Below are 18,128 nucleotides of genomic sequence, written 5' to 3' on the forward strand. Positions count from 1 at the left end.
CGAATGCCCAAGCATGAAGAGACCCGCCAACTGCCCTATAGTCCGGAACAGATGTTCGACCTGGTGTCGAACGTCTCGGCCTATCCGCAATTCCTGCCCTGGGTCAGCGCGATCCGTATCCGCTCTGACAGCGAGAGCGAGATGGTTGCGGACATGATCGTCGGCTTCAAGGGGATCAGCGAGAGCTTCACCTCGCGCGTCCACAAGCATCGCCCGGACCATGTCCGGGTCGACTATCTCAACGGCCCGCTTAAGCATCTCCATAATGAATGGCGTTTCCGCGACGACGGGCAGGGCGGCGTGCTGGTGGATTTCGAGGTCGAGTTCGAATTCAAGAACCGGATATTCGAGATGCTGGCCGGTCAGTTTTTCGACAAGGCGCTGCGCAAGATGATCGGCGCGTTCGAGACGCGCGCGGCGGCGCTTTATGGCGCCGGCGAATCGGGCAGCAGCAGTTCGAGCGCGCACAACGCCGCCTGAAGGCGGACGCCGCCCCGGCCATTATCCTCGAAATGATGCATGTCGGCCACGACCTTGTCGGGGCTGCCGCCACGTTCCGCCCGCGCGAAGACGACGGTGCCGACCGGCTTCTGCTCGCTGCCGCCGCCCGGCCCGGCGATGCCGGTGATGGCGACCGCGACATGGGCGTGGCTCTTCTTGAGCGCGCCCTGCGCCATCGCCCAGGCGGTGGCGATGGAGACCGCGCCGAACGTGTCCAGCACATCGTGCGAAACCTTCAGAAGTTCGGCCTTCATATCATTGGAATAGGTGATGAAACCGGCCTCGAAGACGTCCGACGATCCGGCGATTTCGGTTAGCGCGGCGGAGACCAGGCCGCCAGTGCAGCTTTCTGCGACCGCGACGGTGCGACCGGCGCGGCGATTGGCGATGATGACCTTTTCGGCAAGGTCGACGAGCTGGGCTGGCAGGATGGTATTGGGCATGGTCGGCTCAGAATAGCGTGGGGAGGGAGAGGGTGGCAACCGCCTGCGCGGCGATGCCCTCGCGCCGGCCGGCAAAGCCAAGTCGCTCGGTCGTCGTCGCCTTGACGCTGATGCGATCCAGCGAAACGTCCAATATCTCGGCGATCCGGGCACGCATGGCGTCGCGATGCGGTCCGATCTTGGGCGCTTCGCAGATGATAGTGAGGTCGACATGATCGATCCGGCCGTCCCGTTTCAGAACCAGATCACGGGCATGGGCGAGAAAACGATCGGACGAAGCGCCGCACCATTGCGGATCGGACGGCGGGAAATGGCTGCCGATATCGCCATCGGCGAGCGCGCCGAGGATCGCATCGACAATGGCATGGAGCGCGACATCGGCATCGCTGTGACCAGCAAGGCCCCGGTCGTGCGGGACGAGCACGCCGCCCAGCCACAATTCTTCGTTGGGCGCGAGCCGATGGACGTCATAGCCCATGCCGACGCGGGTGGTGCGGGCGCCGCCCAGGCGTGCCTCGGCACGGGCGAAATCCTGCGGGTAGGTCAATTTCTCTAGCCTTTCATCGCCTTGCACCAAGATGACGTCATGGCCCCAGGCGCGCAATATCTGGGCATCGTCGGTGGCTTCCTGTTCCTCGTCCCAGTCGCGATGGGCGGCCAGGATGGTCTCGAAGCGGAAGGCCTGCGGCGTCTGCACGCGATGCAGGTCGGCGCGATCGACGCCGTCGCCCATCCGCGCGCCGTCACTGCGAACCAGCGTATCGGCAACAGGCAGGGCGGGGATGGCGCCTTCGGCATCTTCCAGCGCGGCCAGCAGCCGGTCGATCACCCATGCGGGCAGGAAGGGGCGTGCGGCGTCGTGGATCAGCACGATATCCGCGCCACCGGCCGCCGCGATCGCCTCCAGCCCGGCCCGGACCGAACCGCGCCGGCTGTCCGCGCCGGTGACGAAATGGGCGACCCGGTCGCCGAGCGCAGCCTGCGCGCGGCCCTCCTCGCCTTCGCCCAGAACGATGTGGATGGCCGACACGCCGCCATGCGCCGTCAGGGCGTCATGGGCATGGGCCAGCACGGACTTGCCGTCAATCTGCCGATATTGTTTGGGAATGTCGCCACCGGCCCGGCTTCCCTGCCCGGCGGCGACGATCAGCGCGACGATCCTGCTGTTCGATGTCATGCAGCGGCGCATAGACGCTCTGCCCTATGCTCGCCAACTACTAAAGCGCTACACATGGTCCGGGGCCTGCCTTGTCGTCGCGGCCATTTTCGGCTAAGGGCTGCCTGTTTTTTAGGCAGTGATAGAAGATGACGCGCAGGCTTTCCCCCATTTCCGTTGGACCGGTAACGGTCGACATGCCGGTCATATTGGCGCCGATGACCGGTGTTACCGACATGCCCTTCCGCACGCTGGTCCGCCGTTTTGGTTCGGGTTTGAACGTTACCGAGATGATCGCCAGCGCGGCGATGATCCGCGAGACGCGCCAGTCGCTGCAGAAGGCCGCCTGGCATCCGCTGGAAGAACCGGTGTCGATGCAGCTGGCCGGTTGTTCGCCGACGGAAATGGCCGAAGCCGCCAAGCTGAACGCTGATCGCGGCGCGGCGATCATCGACATCAACATGGGCTGCCCAGTGAAGAAAGTCGTCAATGGCGATGCGGGCAGCGCGCTGATGCGCGACCTGCCGCTGGCGGCGGCGCTCATCAAGGCGACGGTCGAGGCGGTCGATGTGCCAGTGACGGTCAAGATGCGCATGGGCTGGGATCATTCGAGCCTCAATGCGCCCGAACTGGCGCATATCGCCGAGGATCTGGGCGCGAAGCTGATCACGGTTCACGGCCGCACCCGCTGCCAGATGTACAAGGGCAGCGCCGACTGGGGATTCGTCCGCTCGGTCAAGGATGCGGTCAAGCTGCCGGTGATCGTCAATGGCGACATCTGCTCGATCGAGGACGCCGAGACTGCGCTCGACCAGAGCGGCGCCGATGGCGTGATGATCGGCCGTGGCGCCTATGGCAAGCCCTGGCTGCTGGGCCAGGTGATGCACTGGTTCGCCACCGGCGAGCGCCGTGCCGACCCGAGCCTTGCCGAACAATATGATCTGATTACAGAACATTATCGCATGATGCTGGATCATTATGACAATATGACCGGCGTCAATATGGCGCGCAAGCACATCGGCTGGTACACCAAGGGCCTGACCGGATCGGCGGAGTTCCGCAACACGGTCAATCAGGAGGCGGACGCGCAGCGGGTGCTGGATATGCTGGCCGCCTTTTATGAGCCGCTGATTGCGGCGGATGAACCGGCGGTGGCACTTCAGGCTGCATGACCATGCCATTGCCGTCCCTCCCGCCGCTTCAGATGCAGCAGGATGGACCATCCCTGTCGGAACTGATGACGGCGTTGCCGGTCGCAACATTGGTGGTGCGGCCGGATAACGGCATTGCTGATGCCAATGTGCGGGCGGAAACGCTGCTGAATATGGCGCGGTCGGCGATCATCGGCAGTGACGTGGCGCGTACGGTGCGGATCGCGGAGGCTGGCGCCCGGTTTGATATCTGGCACAGTAACAAGCCGATCGCCGCCTATGACATCAAGGTCCATGCCGGGCGCACCGCCGAGATGGAGGTCGATCTGATGATTTCCCCCATCGTCGATCATGAGGGCTGGCGGGTGGTGTCGATCCATGCGCAGGGGCAGGCCCGCAAGATCGGCCATCGCGGCACGGCGGGCGGCGCGCGATCGGCAGTCGGTGCCGCGGCGATCCTGGCGCATGAGATCAAGAACCCGCTGTCCGGCATTCGCGGCGCGGCCCAGTTGCTGGAGACGAGCAACGGCGGCAGCGATGCCGCGCTGACCCAGTTGATCTGCAACGAGGTGGACCGGATCGCTGCCCTGATCGACCGGATGCAGGATTTCACGACCGACCGCACGCTGGAATGCGGTCCCGGCAACATCTATCCGTTGATCGATCGCGCATCGCATATTGCGGCGGCCGGATTTGCCAAGAATGTAAAAATTATAAAGCGTTATGATCCATCCCTACCATTCGCGATCATCAACGACGATGCGCTGGTGCAGGTGATGATCAACCTGCTGAAGAATGCGGCGGAAGCGCTGGAGCATGTCGAGCAACCCTGCATTCGCGTCGAGACGGCGTTCCGGCATGGCATGTCGGTGCTGGTCGGCGATCGCAAGGGCAGCGCCGTGCTGCCGATCGAGATCGTGGTGATCGACAATGGGCCGGGCGTACCCGAACATATTCTGGACCACCTCTTCAACCCGTTCATCACGGGCAAGCGGGACGGGCAGGGGCTCGGCCTGGCACTGGTAGACAAGTTGGTGAGGGACATGAGCGGTTTCGTGCAATATTCCCGCGATCAGGAAGCCGGGGAATCCACCTTCCGCATCCTGCTGCCGATGGGAATGGGCTGATGGCCGCAACGGGTACGGTCCTGGTCGTCGATGATGATCCCGCCATCTGTGTGGTCGTGGGCGAGGCTTTGCGGCGCCAGGGGCACAAGGTGAAGATCGCCGGTTCGATCCGCGAACGCACGGCGCTGATGGAGAGTTTTTCTCCGGACATTCTGATCACCGACGTCATGTTGCCGGACGGCGATGGCCTAGATGGCGTGGCGGAGATTATCGAGCGCAAGCCCGACCTGAATGTTATCATTCTTTCTGCACAGAATACCCTGAACACCGCCATCCGGGCGACCGAGAAGGGAGCGTTCGAATATCTACCAAAGCCGTTTGATCTCAATGAGTTGACGCGCGCTGTTGCGGACGCCTTGGGGCATCGATCGGGCGGGACGGACACGAGCGAGCAAGGATTGCCGCATGACGGCCTGCCGCTGGTGGGGCGATCGCCCGCGATGCAGGAAGTCTATCGCACCATTGCCCGCGTTCTTTCCAATGATCTCAGCATCCTGGTGCTGGGCGAGTCGGGAACGGGCAAGGAGCTGGTGGCCGAAGCCATCCATAGCCTGGGCCAGCGACGCACCCGGCCCTTCGTTGCGATCAACATGGCGGCCATTCCGCGCGAACTGATCGAAGCGGAGCTGTTCGGCTACGAAAAGGGGGCCTTTACAGGCGCGCAGGCGCGGACCGCCGGCAAGTTCGAGCAGGCGCAGGGCGGCACTTTGTTCCTGGATGAAATCGGCGACATGCCGATGGAAGCGCAGACAAGGCTGCTCCGCGTACTCCAGTCGGGCGAGGTGACGACTGTTGGTGGGTCGAAGCCGGTACGGGTCGATGTCCGCATCATCGCCGCCACCAACAAGGATCTGCCGCGGCTGATCGAGGAAAACCGGTTCCGTCAGGATCTCTATTATCGGCTCAATGTCGTGCCGGTGTCGCTGCCGCCTTTGCGCGAACGGCGCGAGGACGTAATCTTGCTGGCCCGCCATTTCCTGGATCGGGCGGCGCAGGATGGCTTGCCGCGCAAGGCGCTGGCCGAGGACGCCGCGCAGTTGCTGATGGCCTATCACTGGCCCGGCAATGTCCGCGAGTTGCAGAATATCATGCAGCGGCTTGCCGTGCTGAGCCGCGAGAATGTGATCGCGGCCGACATGCTGCGCCACGCACTGCCGCTGGATGCCGTGCCGGCCGACCATGCCGCGCCCGCAGGGCAGCTTGCGCAGGCCGTGCGGGAATGGACCAAGCGGCAGCTCGGCGTCGGGCTGGGGCAGGCCAATCCCCAGTTGCATGACAATCTGCTGGCGGTGATCGAGCCGATCCTGTTGCAGGAAACGCTGGCCAGCGTCGACGGCAACCAGATCCGCGCCGCCGGCCTGCTCGGCATCAATCGCAACACGCTGCGAAAGAAGCTGACCGATTATGGCCTCGACCCGCTGCAATTGCGGCTGGGGGACTAGCAAGGGCGAGACGAAGCGCCCAATCGCATCGACCAGCGACATGGTTTTATGTAAAAACTGTGTTTGATCGGGCACGGCATTGTTGTAACGAAGCCACTATGACTGGTGCGGTGACAATCCCCCGACGGGGGCAGGCTTGGGCGAGGCTGATCCGGCCTTACCTGCGCAACGGTCGCCTGGCCGCCGCGATCGAAGCGGTCACGCTGATCCTGTTTCTCGGCACCGCTGGCCTGACCTATCGCCTGCTGTCCGGGCAGGACCAGTCCTACACCCTGCTGACCCCGCCGATCGTGGCGTTGTTGCTGGTCGCCAATCTGGTGCCGGCGATCGCGCTGCTGATGCTGCTGGGGCGCCGCGTGGCCAAACGCAGGGCCGCGAAATCCGCCATAGGTAGCGATGGTCAGCTCCACGTCCGTCTGGTCGCGATCTTCTCGGTCGTGGCCAGCGTGCCGATGCTGCTGGTCGTGATCTTCGCGTCGCTGCTGTTCCAATATGGCGTGCAATTCTGGTTTTCGGACAGTGCGCGCGGCATGCTGCAAAATGCCAGCGACCTGGCGCGCGGCTATTATGAGCAGAATTTGCGCGAGGTCCGCGACGAGACGCTGACCATGGCGAGCGATCTGCGCGACTATCTGGGCCAGTCGAGCGTTTCCAGTCCCCGCTTTGCCGAGGGCTATATCTATCAGGTGGTGACGCGAAAGCTGAACCGGTCGGCGATCATCGAGATTGGCAAGGACGGCGTGGCGCGGACCGCCGCGACGGTTGATCCCGAGAGCCGGCCAGCGTCCGAAATGCTGTCGGCCGATGTGATCAAGCGCCTGGCGTCCGGCGAGGATGTGGTGGTGGCGGCCAAGCCGAACCAGATCGAAGCGGTGACGCTGCTCTACCCCAATTCCAAAATCTATCTCTATGCCACGCGCAATGCCGGCAGTTCGTCCTTCTCCAATGTGGAGCGGGCGCAGAAGGTGCTGGGCGATTATGATCTGTTCGCGGCCCAATCCCGCGCGCTGCAATTGCGGTTCAACCTGCTGCTGTTCGTGGGGTCGCTGTTGCTGGTCGGCATCGCCGTCTACATCGCGCTGGCGGTCGCCGACTGGATGGTGCGGCCGGTCAATGAACTGGTGACAGCGGCCCGCAAGATCACGGCGGGCGACCTGTCCGCGCGCGTGACCAGCCCGGCCAGCCGGGACGAAATCGGCACGCTGGCCTCCGCCTTCAACCGCATGACCCAGCGGTTGGAAGCGCAGACCGGTGCGCTGGTCGCGGCCAACAGCCAGCTTGATGAACGGCGCGCCTTTATCGAGGCGATCCTGTCGGGCGTGAGTGCCGGCGTGTTGTCGGTCGATCGCGGCGGCGTGATCCAGTTGCTGAACAGCTCGGCCGCCGCGATCCTGGTGCGTGAAGGCGATGATCCGGTCGGACGGCCGCTGGCCGAGATTTCGGCTGAGCTGGCCGAACTGGTTGCGTCGCAGGAGGATGCCGGCATCGTCCAGGTGCGCGCCCAAGGCGACCTGCGGACCCTGGCGGTCAAGGTGTCGGAAGATGTGTCCGGCCATATTCTGACCTTCGACGACATCACCCAGCAATTGTCGGATCAGCGCCGCGCTGCCTGGTCGGATGTGGCGCGGCGCATCGCGCATGAGATCAAGAACCCGCTGACGCCGATCCAGCTGGCGGCCGAACGCCTGCAGCGCCGCTATGGCGAAGAAGTGACGAGCGACAAGTCGACCTTCGCACGCCTGACCGGGACGATCGTGCGGCAGGTGGGCGATTTGCGCCGCATCGTCGACGAATTTTCCTCCTTTGCGCGCATGCCCAAGCCGGTGTTCCGGCGCGAGGCGCTGGGCGACATCGCCCGGCACGCGCTGTTCCTGCACGAAGTGGCCCATCCCGATATTCGCTTCGCCTTCGACGCGGATGCCGGGGACATGGAGATGGTGTGCGATCGCCGGCAGCTTGGCCAGGCGCTGACCAATATCGTCAAGAATGCGGTCGAGGCGATCGAGCCGAAGCCGGCGCCCGAGGATGGCGGCGTGCGCGGCCATGTGCGCATGCGCCTGCATGAGGCTGATGGCGCACTGGTAATCGAAGTGCGTGACGACGGCATCGGCCTGCCGCCCGAGCGTGAACGCATCCTGGAGCCCTATATGACCACCCGGTCGAAGGGGACGGGTTTGGGCTTGGCCATCGTCAAGAAGATTGTCGAAGAACATATGGGCGAAATCCGCTTCGATGACGCGGAAGGCGGGGGTGCGCGGGTTACGCTGCGCTTCCCTGTCGTGGCCCTGGAGAAACTGGAAGAGGGGCAGGTGGTTGCCTTGCCCAAAGGAAAAGTGACGGCCAATGGCGCTTGATATTCTGATAGTCGACGACGAAGAGGACATTCGCGATCTGGTTGCGGGTGTGCTGGAAGATGAGGGTTTTACCACCCGCACCGCCGCCAACAGCGACAGCGCGATCGAGGCGCTGGACAGCCGGCGCCCCTCGCTGGTGCTGCTCGATGTCTGGCTGCAGGGTTCGAAGCTCGACGGGCTGGAACTGCTGGACGAGATCAAGCGGCGCGACGCGACCGTCCCGGTGCTGATGATTTCCGGCCATGGCAATATCGACACGGCGGTGGCGGCGATCCGCAAAGGCGCGGCCGATTTCATCGAGAAGCCGTTCGAGGCGGACCGGCTGCTCCATCTGGTGGCGCGCGCCACCGAGACCGAGCGACTGCGGCGCGAGAACCAGACGCTGCGCGCGCGCTTTGGCCAGGATGATGAGCTGACCGGCACGTCGGCATCGATCAACGGCGTGCGGGCGACGATCAAGAAGGTTGCAGGCACCGGCAGCCGGGTGCTGATTTCCGGCCCGGCCGGCGTCGGCAAGGAAGTCGCCGCCCGCATGCTGCACAGCTGGAGCGGTCGCGCCGATGCGCCCTTCATCATCGTCGCCGCGGCGCGGATGGACCCGGACCGGGTCGAAGAAGAACTGTTCGGCGTCGAGGATCCCAGCGGACTGGTGCGTCCGGGCTATCTGGAACAGGCGCATGGCGGCACGCTCTATCTGGACGAGATCGCCGACATGCCGGTCACCACCCAGGGCAAGATATTGCGGGTGCTGACCGACCAGAGCTTCACCCGCGTCGGCGGGCAGCGGCAGGTGAAGGTGGACGTGCGCGTCATTTCCTCGACGGCGCGCAACTTGACGGCGGAGATCGAGGAGCGGCGCTTCCGCGAGGATCTCTTCTATCGGCTCAATGTGGTGCCGTTGCAGATTCCGTCGCTGTCCGAGCGTCGCGATGATATTCCGCCGCTGGTCGAACATTATCTGGCGCGCTTCGCCGCCGATCGTCGGGTCAATCCGCCCGAGATCGCCAGCGATGCCATGGCGGCGCTGCAGGCCAATGAATGGCCGGGCAATGTCCGCCAACTGCGCAACGTGATCGAACGGACGATGATCCTGGCGCCGGGCGACCGGATCGGGCGGATTGAACTGGACATGTTGCCGGCTGAACTGACGAGCGGCGGCGGCGGCGACGGCATTGGCCAGTCGGCGATCATGGGCGCGCCGCTGCGCGAGGCGCGCGAAAGCTTTGAGCGGGAATATCTGCGCATCCAGATCCGGCGGTTTTCGGGCAATATCTCGCGCACCGCGACCTTCATCGGCATGGAGCGGTCTGCGCTGCACCGCAAACTGAAATTGCTGGGCATTACCGACGGAAAGGACGGCTGACGCTAGGGAAATTCCCGATGGCGATGTCAGGCATGGACGCCCCTTCGCAATTGCGGTAGGATTGCCTCGCCCTCGACAAGCGGGGGCAGGCAAGACACCTCCGCCCAGAGGTGCGAGAGCGGGTAACGTCCCGCCAATAAAGGACTGGCAAAAACCATGGCCGACAAAGTGAACAACCTTCAGGATATTTTCCTCAACAGCCTGCGCAAGTCGAAGACCCCGGTGACCATGTTCCTGGTCAAGGGCGTGAAGCTGCAGGGCATCATCACCTGGTTCGACAATTTTTCCGTGCTGCTGCGCCGGGATGGTCAATCGCAGCTGGTCTACAAGCATGCCATTTCGACGGTCATGCCGGCCCAGACGATGGACCTGACCGATCTGCGCAAGGCCAGTGACGGCAATGGCAAGCCGCGCCTGCTGCAGGAGATCTTCCTGAGCGCCGTGCGCAAGTCGGGCAGCCCGGTGACCATGTTCCTGGTCAACGGCGTGATGCTCCAGGGTGAAATCGCCGCCTTCGACCTGTTCTGCATGCTGCTCGAACGCGACGGCATGGTGCAGCTGGTTTACAAGCACGCCATTTCGACCGTGCAACCGCTCCATTCGCTCGACCTGTCGGGTGAGAACGAGCAGGACGACTGATCGTCCATGCCGCATCCGGTCTTCCCGCCGATCCGCGCGGGTAGACCGGAGCGCGGCCAGATGCTCTAAGCTGACATGGCCATATTCAATCGCGACTCCGAGGACGAAGTGGCGCGCGGTGCGCGTGCCGTCGTCGTGCATGCCGAAACCCATGGCGGCGACCGCCGCGACAGCGACGCCCGGCTGGAGGAAGCCCGAGGCCTCGCCCTGGCGATCGGCATCGATGTGCGCGCCGCCCAGAGCTTCCGCGTCCGTGACCGCAAGCCCGCCACCCTGTTCGGCAGCGGTCAGGTCGATCAGATCGCTACGCTGGTGAACCAGGAAGAGGCTGAACTGGTCATCGTCGACAATGCGCTGACCCCGGTGCAGCAGAGCAATCTGGAAAAGGGAACCGGCGCCAAGGTGATCGACCGGACCGGGCTGATCCTGGAAATTTTCGGCGAGCGCGCCGCCACCAACGAGGGGCGGCTGCAGGTCGAACTCGCCCATCTCGACTATCAAGCCGGCCGCCTGGTGCGCAGCTGGACCCATCTTGAGCGCCAGCGCGGTGGCTTCGGCTTCCTCGGCGGTCCGGGCGAAACCCAGATCGAAGCGGATCGGCGCATGATCCGCGACCGCATGGCCAAGATCCGGCGCGAACTGGATCAGGTGACCAAGACACGCGGTCTGCATCGCGCCCGGCGCCAGCGCGCGCCCTGGCCGGTGATCGCGCTGGTGGGATATACCAATGCCGGCAAGTCGACCCTGTTCAACCGCCTGACCGGCGCCGAGGTGATGGCCGAGGATCTGCTGTTCGCCACGCTCGATCCGACGATGCGGCAGATCGTGCTACCCGGTCTCGACAAGGCGATCCTGTCCGACACGGTGGGCTTCGTCTCCGACCTTCCGACCCAGTTGATCGCGGCCTTCCGCGCGACGCTGGAGGAAGTGCTGTCGGCCGATATCATCGTCCATGTCCGCGACATCGCCCATCCCGATACCGAGGCGCAGCGCGACGACGTGCTGGACGTGCTGAGCGAACTGGGCGTCGCCGGCGAAGGGGCGCTGGAACGCGGCGATGGCGAGGCCGATCCGCCGCCGATCATCGAGGCGTGGAACAAGCTGGACCTGCTCGACACAGAGAGTGCCACGCAGGCGCGCGAGATTGCGGCCCGGCATGATGATGTCGTCATCATCTCGGCCTTGACCGGCGAGGGTGTCGAGGGGCTGCAGCGGGCGATCAGCAGCCGGCTGACCCGTGGCGCACGGGTTCACAGCCTGCGTCTGCCGATCAGTGACGGCGCTGCGCTTGCCTGGCTGCACGAGCATGGCGAGGTGCTGGCAACGCGGCCGAGCGATGCGGAGATGCAGGTGGATGTCCGCCTGTCCGACTCCGGCCTCGCCCGGTTCCTGAAGCGCGACCGTTAGAGCAAATTCCGATCCGACTGCGTCAGATCGGTTGCTCTAAGTTTTTGGTTTAACGCGTTTTCCGAGCCATCAGGTGATTCCACCTGATTAGAAAACGCTCTAATCGGGCAGTCGCGCCACGAAATCCTGTACGACGCGGGCCGAATTGGCCGAGGCGAGCGCCATGAAGACGCTCATCTGGTTCTGCTCGGCGTCGCCACCGGCGAGATCCGAGAGGCTGCGGAAGGCCAGGAAGGGCACGCGATTGGCATAGGCGACCTGTGCCACCGCCGCGCTTTCCATGTCCAGCACCTGTGCCTGGAAGGTCGCGAACAGATATTGGCGATAGGCGGCATTGTCCATGAAGGCGGGGCCGCTGATGCCGCGCCCGCCGACATGCAGGCTGGGCTGGTGCGGCAGGCATTTGGCAGCGGCCGCATCGGCGCAGCGGGCCAGGCTTTCCGAGGATGACAAGGCGCGGGCGATGGTGAGCAAAGCGGGATCGGCCGGGAAGGCGCGGTGCCAGCTCTTGGCTTCGGCATCATTGCCGACCTCGACATCGCGCGGGAAGATCATGCCATAATTGGGCAGGTCGTTGCCCGGCGTCCGGAAGATCGGGGCATAGCCGCCCGGCGCCTCGCGCGCGATCGTGCTTTCCATGAACTGGCCCCAGTCGGCCGCGACCACGACATCGCCGATATGCAGCGACGGATCGATGCCGCCGGCAATGCCGGAAAAGAGAATGCGCTTCACCGCGAAGCGATCGACCAGCCACTGGGTGGTCATGGCGGCATTGACCATGCTGACGCCGCTTTCGACCAGCAGCACCGGCTTGCCGGCCATCTGGCCGAGCGTCACCGGCACGCCGTTGACGCGCACCGTGCGCGGCTCCTCGATCCGGCCGACGAGTGCGGCATGTTCGGGCGGGAAGGCGGTCATGATCGCGGTGCGCGGCTGCTCGTCCAGCTTCTGGGCGAGGGCAGGGGTGGCGGTCAGCAGGCCGACCAGGGCTAGAAGCAATTTCATGCGGCGGCAACCCAGGCAAAGCGGATGACGATCAAGATGGCGAGCAGGAAGAGCAGCCAGTCGGCGCGGCTCATCTTGCCGCGCAGCAGCTTCAGGATCGCATGAGCGACAATGCCGAAGGCGATGCCGTTGGCGATCGAGAAGGTGAGGGGGATGAGCGCGAGGGTGAGGAAGGCGGGGACGGCCTCGAACGGCTCTTCCCAACTGACCTCGACCAGCGGCGCCATCATCAGGCTGCCGACCAGGATCAGCGCAGGCGCCGTCGCATAGAGTGGCACCAGGCCGGCATAGGGCGCAGCGAAGATGGTGAGCAGGAAGAGGAGGCCGGTGACGATGGCGGTAAGGCCTGTACGACCGCCGGCTGCGACGCCGGCTGCGCTTTCGACATAGGAGGTGACGGTGCTGGTGCCCGCCGTCGCGCCGACCATGGTGGCGGCCGCGTCGGCGATCAGGATGCGGTTGAGATTGGGCACGCTGCCGTCCGGGCGGGCGAGGCCGGCGCGCTTGGTCACCGCCATCAGCGTGCCGAGATTGTCGAAGAGGTCGACGAACAGGAAGACGAAGATGATTTCCAGCACGCCGATGCCATGGCTGCCGGCGAAGACCGCACCAAGATCGAGATGAAAGGCGGTGCTGCCCAGCGCCGAGACGTCATAGGGCGTCGGCGTGAAATGCAGCGCGCCGACCAGCCAGCCGAGTAGGGTAGTGGCAACGATGCCGATCAGGATCGCGCCGCGGACTTGGCGGATCGAGAGGCCGGCGATCAGCGTCAGGCCGAACAGGGTGAGCAGCACCGGCGCGGAGCGAAGGTCGCCGAGCGCGACCGAGGTGGCGCTGTTGGAGACGACGATGCCGGCATTGCGCAGGCCGATGAAGGCAATGAAGAGGCCGATGCCCCCGGCAACCGCCGCCAGCAGATGCGGCGGGATGGCGGCCAGGATCATCTGGCGGATGCCCGCCAAGGTCAACGCCAGGAAGGCGACGCCCGAGAGGAAAACGCAGCCGAGCGCGACCGGCCAGGGGATGCCCAGGCCCAGCACGACCGAATAGGTGAAATAGGCATTGAGGCCCATGCCCGGCGCCAGCGCGAGCGGCACATTCGCCACCATCCCCATCAGGATGCTGGCAAAGGCGGCAGCGAAACAGGTCGCGGCGGCCACGCCGACCAGCGGCATGCCGGCCTCGCCCAGGATCGCCGGATTGACCAGCACGATATAGGCCATGGTGAGGAAGGTGGTGATGCCGGCGACGATTTCCGTGCGCACATTGCTGCCGCGCGCGGCTATCTGGAAACGGCTGTCCAGCCAGGACGACAGGGGAGTCGTCATTGTGCGCAACCGGGCAGGAAAAGGGAAGGGGCCATGGCCGGCCCGGACAGCGAAGTTGACACCAGATACCCCCTATGCGCGATGGTCGCGATTGCGCGCCCTATGCCGCTGCGCAAGCGCCGCGTCAAAGGTAACGATGCATCACAAATGTGTCGACCAGCCCCAGCGTCGGATGGGCAAAGGCGCCGGGCACGCGGCCGACAATGGCAAAGCCCATCGCCTGCCACAGCGCGACCGCGCGGCTGTTGGAGGAAACCACGAAATTATACTGCATCGCGCTGAAGCCCAGGTCGCGGGCCAGATCGAACGAGGCGGCGCACATGCGCCGGGCGACGCCGCGTCCGGTGGCGTGGCCTGCGGTGACATAGCCGGCATTGGCAACATGGCTGCCACCGCCCGGCTGGTTGGCGCGGACGTAGAAGATGCCGAGCAGGGTGCCATCTTCCTCGACGACGCGAACCGTGCGGTCCGGGGACAGCCACAGGGCAAGGGCCTCTTCGCGGCTGATCGCGCGATCGACCGCCAGCGTTTCGCCGGCTCGCAACACCGGCTCCAGCATGGCCCAGATCGCGTCATGATCCGCCGGCGTGACCGGCCTGATCATTCCGCCTGCTTCGCCTGTTGCCATAGCGCTTCCTTCTCGTCGAGCGACAGGCCGACGAACGCGTCGCCGGCGATTGCCTCCATCTGACGAAAACGACGATCGAACTTGGCATTTCCGCCACGCAATGCGACTTCGGGGTCGATCTTCAGATGGCGTGCGAGGTTCACGACAGCAAAGAGCAGGTCGCCGACCTCTTCCTCCCGATGGGCATGGCTGGTCGCGCTGGCAACCTCGTCCAGTTCCTCATGGATCTTGGCGATCGCACCCTGAGCGTCGGGCCAGTCGAAGCCGGTGCGGGCGGCCCGCTTCTGCAATTTTTCGGCGCGCAGCAGCGCAGGAAGCGCCTGCGCGACGCCAGCCATGGCACTCGGGTCGGGGATCTTGTCGGCGCGTTCGGCCGCCTTGATGCTTTCCCACTGGGCATGGCCATCCTCGCGCCGGGCGCCTTCGCCAAAGACATGGGGGTGACGCCGGATCATCTTGGCCGCGATGCTGTCGATCACGTCCTGCAAGCGGAAATGGCCGGCCTGTTCGGCGATGCGGCTGTGGAAGACGACCTGCAGCAGCAGATCGCCCAGTTCATCGCGCAGGTCCGCCATGTCGTTGCGCTCGATCGCATCGGCCACTTCATAGGCTTCCTCGATCGTGTAGGGGGCGATGCTCGCGAAATCCTGTTCGATGTCCCAGGGGCAGCCGGTGTCCGGATCGCGCAGCCGCGCCATGACATCGGCGATCGGCATGATATCGGCGGGACTGGCTTTGGACATGGGAACCTTCGCATTGGCTGCTGATGGGCCTGCGGATAGGCGTTTGCCGGATACAAGGCCACCCCCGATGTCGAACGGGGCGCCGATAGGCGGATATGGTGCCCATGGCGATGCGAGTCGGAGCCTATGGGAGGGCTATTCCGCTGCGGCGACGACATCCTCGTCCTTGACCGGATTGTTCGTCCGGACCTGCACGACCCGACCCCGGTCAAGATGAACGATGATGTCGGCAAGTGCGACGAGCGATGCCGTATGAGCTATGGCCAATATGGTGATATGGCCCCGCAAACCGGCAATCGCGGTTTCGATCTTGGTCTGTGCGTCCATATCGAGGGCACTTGTCGCCTCGTCCAGGATCAGCAGTCTGGGATGGCGCAGCAGCGCGCGCGCGAGGGCGATGCGCTGCCTTTCCCCGCCGGACAGACGGCTGCCACGATCGCCGACCACGGTATCGAGCCCCTGGGGCAAGGCGCCGACGAACTGCCGGGCGTTGGCGGCGTCGAGGGCGTTCCACAACTCCTCATCGCTCGCATCCGCCTTGCCGATGCGCAAATTGGTTGCGATGCTGTCATGCAACAGGAAGACATCCTGGGGCATATAGGCGATCTGGGACCGCCATTGCCGATCATCCTGGGCAAGGTTGACACCGTCGATCAGAATTTGACCCTCGCTGGGATCGAGCAGCCCCATCAGCATGTCCGCTATGGTGCTCTTGCCTGCACCTGAAGGCCCGACCAGGGCAATGATCTTGCCGGCGGGCAATTCCAGATCGATGTTCGCGATCGTCGGCGTGTCCGTGCCCTGATGGGTGATGGATACCCGATCGAAGCGGACATGCCGGGTCAGGAGCGGCATTTGAACGCGCTCCGGCCCGGCGGTGCGGTTCTGCTCCGCCGTGAAGATGCGCAGCAGCCTGGCGACATTCTCATAGCCTGGCAGGCAGAGGAGCAGTTGCTGGAGCGTGCTTTGCAGGGCGTTGAACCGCGGCGCGAGGCGCATGAACAACAGCAACATCGTCATCAGCTGCGGCAGGGGCAGCGCGATGACGGCATAGGCCACATAGACGAACAGGGCTGCGGCCGCACCGCTTGCCAACTGGAACAGGGCGGTGCTGTTGGATGTCAGCCGGGCGAACTCGACAGTGCCGACGCGCAGCGTTTCCAGCAACCGATCCAAGCGTTGGAGATAATAGGGTTCGCTGTTGAAAGCCTTGGCGATCTTCATGCCGGTGATGAATTCGAACGCGACATATTGCCGTTCCTGCAGGGAATTCGACATGGATTGCGCATGGCGGGCGATCTTCCGGCGCACCGGGTACAGGCCGAACAGGGTCGCTGCGCCAACGGTCATGGCGAACAAGGTCATCTGCCAGGATATCAGCGTGGACAGCAGGCCGTAGAGCGTCAGCCAGATGATATTCTGGCCAAATGACATGAGGCTGAAGACCGCGACCTGGATGCGATCGACATCGTTGCTGAGCGCATGGTTGAGATCGGACCCGCGCATGTTCGCGACCAGCGACCAGCGACCATAGCCGATGGCCGTGAACAGGCGCATGCGGATGTCGTCTACCGCCTGCTGCATCGTGCGGGTCATGAGGAGGAGGCGGCGGCGCGACACCAAAGCCTGAAAGATCATGAGGCACAGCATCGCCGTCAGCAACCAGCCAAGCGATATGCTGCCAATCCAGGGCAGTTGAATGCTGCTCTGGGCCGCACCATGATTGGTGCCGATCAGTTTCAGCAACGGGATCATCGCCAGCAGCGAACAGCTTTCCAGAATGCTGCCGATCAGGATCAGCAACAGGATGACGGAGGCCTGTCGGCCATATCCCCCAAGGGAAAAGCGTGCGAAGTCGCTGATCTGACGGAACTGGCTCACCTATGGTCCTCGCAGTCGGCGCGGACGAGTTCGACTGTCTCTTCCAGTCGATTGAGGGCATGCGGGACGTGCAGCGTTGCCACCTGGACGCAACGGGCCAGGGCAGCGCAGCCCTGCATGTGACGGGCCTCGTCGGCGGGCGAGAGCGCTGCCTTCCCGAAACGGGTTATGTAGGAGTAGCGCAGGATCGCCGACAGGGCCTGGGTTCCGGCAAGCCGGGTGAGGCCGGGCTGATCCCCCACGCGGTCGAGAACATAGAGGCGTTCGGGTTGCAGCAGATCATGGCGGAAATCGCCCATCAAGCGATGCTGGCGTTTGGAAAAGCCGGGATAGACCAATGGCAGCGGCTGTGCTTCAGCCAGTTGCATGGCGTCTGCGGCCTCTTCCGCGAGCTTGAGCTGGCCATAGGCCGGCAGGATTTCGAGCGCGCCGTCCGGGTTGGCGCGGATCGCCAGGAGGTCGTCCGTCAGCAGGCGATGGCCCGCCCGGAGGAAGGCTGCGGCGGTGGTGGATTTGCCCGCCAGTTTGTCGCCAACGAAGATGACGCCATGCCCGTCCAGGTCGATCGCGCTGGCGTGGAGCGTGATGTAGCCGCGCATGTGCAACGCCAGCGCCATGATCGGCCCCAGCAGAGGAAAGGGGAGGTAGGTCACCGGCGTATCGGGATAGGGCTGAATCTCGATGAGGTTGGGGCCGTGGAACTGGAAGGCCGCAACGTCGGGCCATGCCAGGAAATGCGTCCCGTCCGTGCGGAACTGCGTGATCACGCCCTCATCGCGCGACGGCAAGGGCAGATCGCGGCTGTAGATGATGCGGATGTCGGGCACAGATCCCGCCGGGGCGATCGTCAGTTCCGGTAGCGGAACATCCGATTCGATCGTCAGCCCAAAGGCACGATAAAGGGACGAGGCCTTGCTGGCGGGGGCAAGGGCGGGCTGAGGCGTTGGGCCCATCTTCATG

General features: G+C 64.4%; 16 protein-coding genes. 8 read left to right on the forward strand and 8 right to left on the reverse strand.

The window, feature by feature from the left end; all coding sequences use genetic code 11:
• Positions 1 to 3: 3 nt before the first annotated feature.
• Positions 4 to 480, forward strand: a complete 477-nt coding sequence (locus BRX37_RS19450) for a type II toxin-antitoxin system RatA family toxin (protein WP_010339373.1) — start codon at positions 4 to 6, stop codon at positions 478 to 480.
• Here the strand turns inward: BRX37_RS19450 and BRX37_RS19455 are convergent.
• Together BRX37_RS19455 and BRX37_RS19460 are read right to left on the reverse strand one after the other, a co-directional pair.
• Positions 426 to 944 (reverse strand): CinA family protein, encoded by a 519-nt coding sequence (locus BRX37_RS19455; RefSeq protein WP_004212578.1) that lies wholly within the window; start codon positions 942 to 944, stop codon positions 426 to 428. The two genes, BRX37_RS19450 and BRX37_RS19455, sit on opposite strands and share 55 nt — an antisense overlap.
• A 7-nt stretch (positions 945 to 951) precedes the next feature.
• Entirely contained in the window at positions 952 to 2,133 is a 1,182-nt protein-coding gene (locus BRX37_RS19460) for a bifunctional 2-C-methyl-D-erythritol 4-phosphate cytidylyltransferase/2-C-methyl-D-erythritol 2,4-cyclodiphosphate synthase (RefSeq protein WP_125988814.1), read from the reverse strand.
• 116 nt (positions 2,134 to 2,249) lie between these two features.
• Between BRX37_RS19460 and dusB the strand changes: the two genes are divergently transcribed.
• The 7 genes from dusB (at position 2,250) to hflX (ending at position 11,583) form a co-directional block, all read left to right on the forward strand.
• Complete coding sequence (gene dusB / locus BRX37_RS19465) at positions 2,250 to 3,272, forward strand: tRNA dihydrouridine synthase DusB (RefSeq protein WP_037506895.1); 1,023 nt, start codon at positions 2,250 to 2,252, stop codon at positions 3,270 to 3,272.
• Complete coding sequence (locus tag BRX37_RS19470) at positions 3,269 to 4,378, forward strand: two-component system sensor histidine kinase NtrB (RefSeq protein ID WP_037491486.1); 1,110 nt, start codon at positions 3,269 to 3,271, stop codon at positions 4,376 to 4,378. Before dusB ends, BRX37_RS19470 begins: the two co-directional genes overlap by 4 nt.
• Positions 4,378 to 5,820 carry a nitrogen regulation protein NR(I) gene (gene ntrC, locus BRX37_RS19475; RefSeq protein WP_125988816.1) on the forward strand — a complete coding sequence of 481 codons (1,443 nt, stop codon included), beginning with the start codon at positions 4,378 to 4,380 and terminating at the stop codon, positions 5,818 to 5,820. The genes BRX37_RS19470 and ntrC overlap by 1 nt, the downstream gene beginning before the upstream one ends.
• A 98-nt stretch (positions 5,821 to 5,918) precedes the next feature.
• Complete coding sequence (locus BRX37_RS19480; protein ID WP_125988818.1) at positions 5,919 to 8,174, forward strand: sensor histidine kinase; 2,256 nt, start codon at positions 5,919 to 5,921, stop codon at positions 8,172 to 8,174.
• A complete protein-coding gene (gene ntrX, locus BRX37_RS19485) occupies positions 8,164 to 9,537 on the forward strand; it encodes a nitrogen assimilation response regulator NtrX (RefSeq protein WP_004212586.1) in 1,374 nt (457 codons plus the stop codon). The genes BRX37_RS19480 and ntrX overlap by 11 nt, the downstream gene beginning before the upstream one ends.
• Before the next feature lie 156 nt (positions 9,538 to 9,693).
• Positions 9,694 to 10,176, forward strand: a complete 483-nt coding sequence (gene hfq, locus BRX37_RS19490) for an RNA chaperone Hfq (RefSeq protein WP_004212587.1) — start codon at positions 9,694 to 9,696, stop codon at positions 10,174 to 10,176.
• 75 nt (positions 10,177 to 10,251) lie between these two features.
• Positions 10,252 to 11,583 (forward strand): GTPase HflX, encoded by a 1,332-nt coding sequence (gene hflX, locus BRX37_RS19495; protein ID WP_125988820.1) that lies wholly within the window; start codon positions 10,252 to 10,254, stop codon positions 11,581 to 11,583.
• Between the two features lie 99 nt (positions 11,584 to 11,682).
• Here the strand turns inward: hflX and BRX37_RS19500 are convergent, their stop codons facing one another.
• The 6 genes from BRX37_RS19500 to BRX37_RS19525 all read right to left on the reverse strand — a co-directional run bounded on the left by BRX37_RS19500 (position 11,683) and on the right by BRX37_RS19525 (position 18,127).
• A complete protein-coding gene (locus BRX37_RS19500) occupies positions 11,683 to 12,588 on the reverse strand; it encodes a 5'-methylthioadenosine/S-adenosylhomocysteine nucleosidase (RefSeq protein WP_125988822.1) in 906 nt (301 codons plus the stop codon).
• Positions 12,585 to 13,916, reverse strand: coding sequence for an NCS2 family permease (locus BRX37_RS19505; RefSeq protein WP_125988824.1), 1,332 nt, complete (start codon positions 13,914 to 13,916; stop codon positions 12,585 to 12,587). The genes BRX37_RS19500 and BRX37_RS19505 overlap by 4 nt, the downstream gene beginning before the upstream one ends.
• Positions 13,917 to 14,040: 124 nt before the next feature.
• Entirely contained in the window at positions 14,041 to 14,544 is a 504-nt protein-coding gene (locus BRX37_RS19510) for a GNAT family N-acetyltransferase (RefSeq protein WP_125988826.1), read from the reverse strand.
• A complete protein-coding gene (gene mazG, locus BRX37_RS19515) occupies positions 14,517 to 15,287 on the reverse strand; it encodes a nucleoside triphosphate pyrophosphohydrolase (protein ID WP_004212593.1) in 771 nt (256 codons plus the stop codon). The genes BRX37_RS19510 and mazG overlap by 28 nt, the downstream gene beginning before the upstream one ends.
• Positions 15,288 to 15,422: 135 nt before the next feature.
• Positions 15,423 to 17,168 carry an ABC transporter ATP-binding protein gene (locus tag BRX37_RS19520; protein WP_125988828.1) on the reverse strand — a complete coding sequence of 582 codons (1,746 nt, stop codon included), beginning with the start codon at positions 17,166 to 17,168 and terminating at the stop codon, positions 15,423 to 15,425.
• A complete protein-coding gene (locus BRX37_RS19525) occupies positions 17,165 to 18,127 on the reverse strand; it encodes a hypothetical protein (RefSeq protein WP_318276781.1) in 963 nt (320 codons plus the stop codon). Before BRX37_RS19525 ends, BRX37_RS19520 begins: the two co-directional genes overlap by 4 nt.
• Position 18,128 lies beyond the last annotated feature (1 nt).

Source organism: Sphingomonas sp. S-NIH.Pt3_0716, from assembly GCF_003950715.1.
GTDB classification, from domain to species: domain Bacteria; phylum Pseudomonadota; class Alphaproteobacteria; order Sphingomonadales; family Sphingomonadaceae; genus Sphingobium; species Sphingobium yanoikuyae_A.

What these genes read in the sequence shown, in the direction of transcription:
- BRX37_RS19450 (WP_010339373.1), top strand. Translation starts at nt 4, where the DNA reads ATGCCCAAGCATGAAGAGACCCGCCAACTGCCCTATAGTCCGGAACAG.
- BRX37_RS19455 (WP_004212578.1), bottom strand. Translation starts at nt 944, where the DNA reads ATGCCCAATACCATCCTGCCAGCCCAGCTCGTCGACCTTGCCGAAAAG.
- BRX37_RS19460 (WP_125988814.1), bottom strand. Translation starts at nt 2,133, where the DNA reads ATGCGCCGCTGCATGACATCGAACAGCAGGATCGTCGCGCTGATCGTC.
- dusB (WP_037506895.1), top strand. Translation starts at nt 2,250, where the DNA reads ATGACGCGCAGGCTTTCCCCCATTTCCGTTGGACCGGTAACGGTCGAC.
- BRX37_RS19470 (WP_037491486.1), top strand. Translation starts at nt 3,269, where the DNA reads ATGACCATGCCATTGCCGTCCCTCCCGCCGCTTCAGATGCAGCAGGAT.
- ntrC (WP_125988816.1), top strand. Translation starts at nt 4,378, where the DNA reads ATGGCCGCAACGGGTACGGTCCTGGTCGTCGATGATGATCCCGCCATC.
- BRX37_RS19480 (WP_125988818.1), top strand. Translation starts at nt 5,919, where the DNA reads ATGACTGGTGCGGTGACAATCCCCCGACGGGGGCAGGCTTGGGCGAGG.
- ntrX (WP_004212586.1), top strand. Translation starts at nt 8,164, where the DNA reads ATGGCGCTTGATATTCTGATAGTCGACGACGAAGAGGACATTCGCGAT.
- hfq (WP_004212587.1), top strand. Translation starts at nt 9,694, where the DNA reads ATGGCCGACAAAGTGAACAACCTTCAGGATATTTTCCTCAACAGCCTG.
- hflX (WP_125988820.1), top strand. Translation starts at nt 10,252, where the DNA reads ATGGCCATATTCAATCGCGACTCCGAGGACGAAGTGGCGCGCGGTGCG.
- BRX37_RS19500 (WP_125988822.1), bottom strand. Translation starts at nt 12,588, where the DNA reads ATGAAATTGCTTCTAGCCCTGGTCGGCCTGCTGACCGCCACCCCTGCC.
- BRX37_RS19505 (WP_125988824.1), bottom strand. Translation starts at nt 13,916, where the DNA reads ATGACGACTCCCCTGTCGTCCTGGCTGGACAGCCGTTTCCAGATAGCC.
- BRX37_RS19510 (WP_125988826.1), bottom strand. Translation starts at nt 14,544, where the DNA reads ATGGCAACAGGCGAAGCAGGCGGAATGATCAGGCCGGTCACGCCGGCG.
- mazG (WP_004212593.1), bottom strand. Translation starts at nt 15,287, where the DNA reads ATGTCCAAAGCCAGTCCCGCCGATATCATGCCGATCGCCGATGTCATG.
- BRX37_RS19525 (WP_318276781.1), bottom strand. Translation starts at nt 18,127, where the DNA reads ATGAAGATGGGCCCAACGCCTCAGCCCGCCCTTGCCCCCGCCAGCAAG.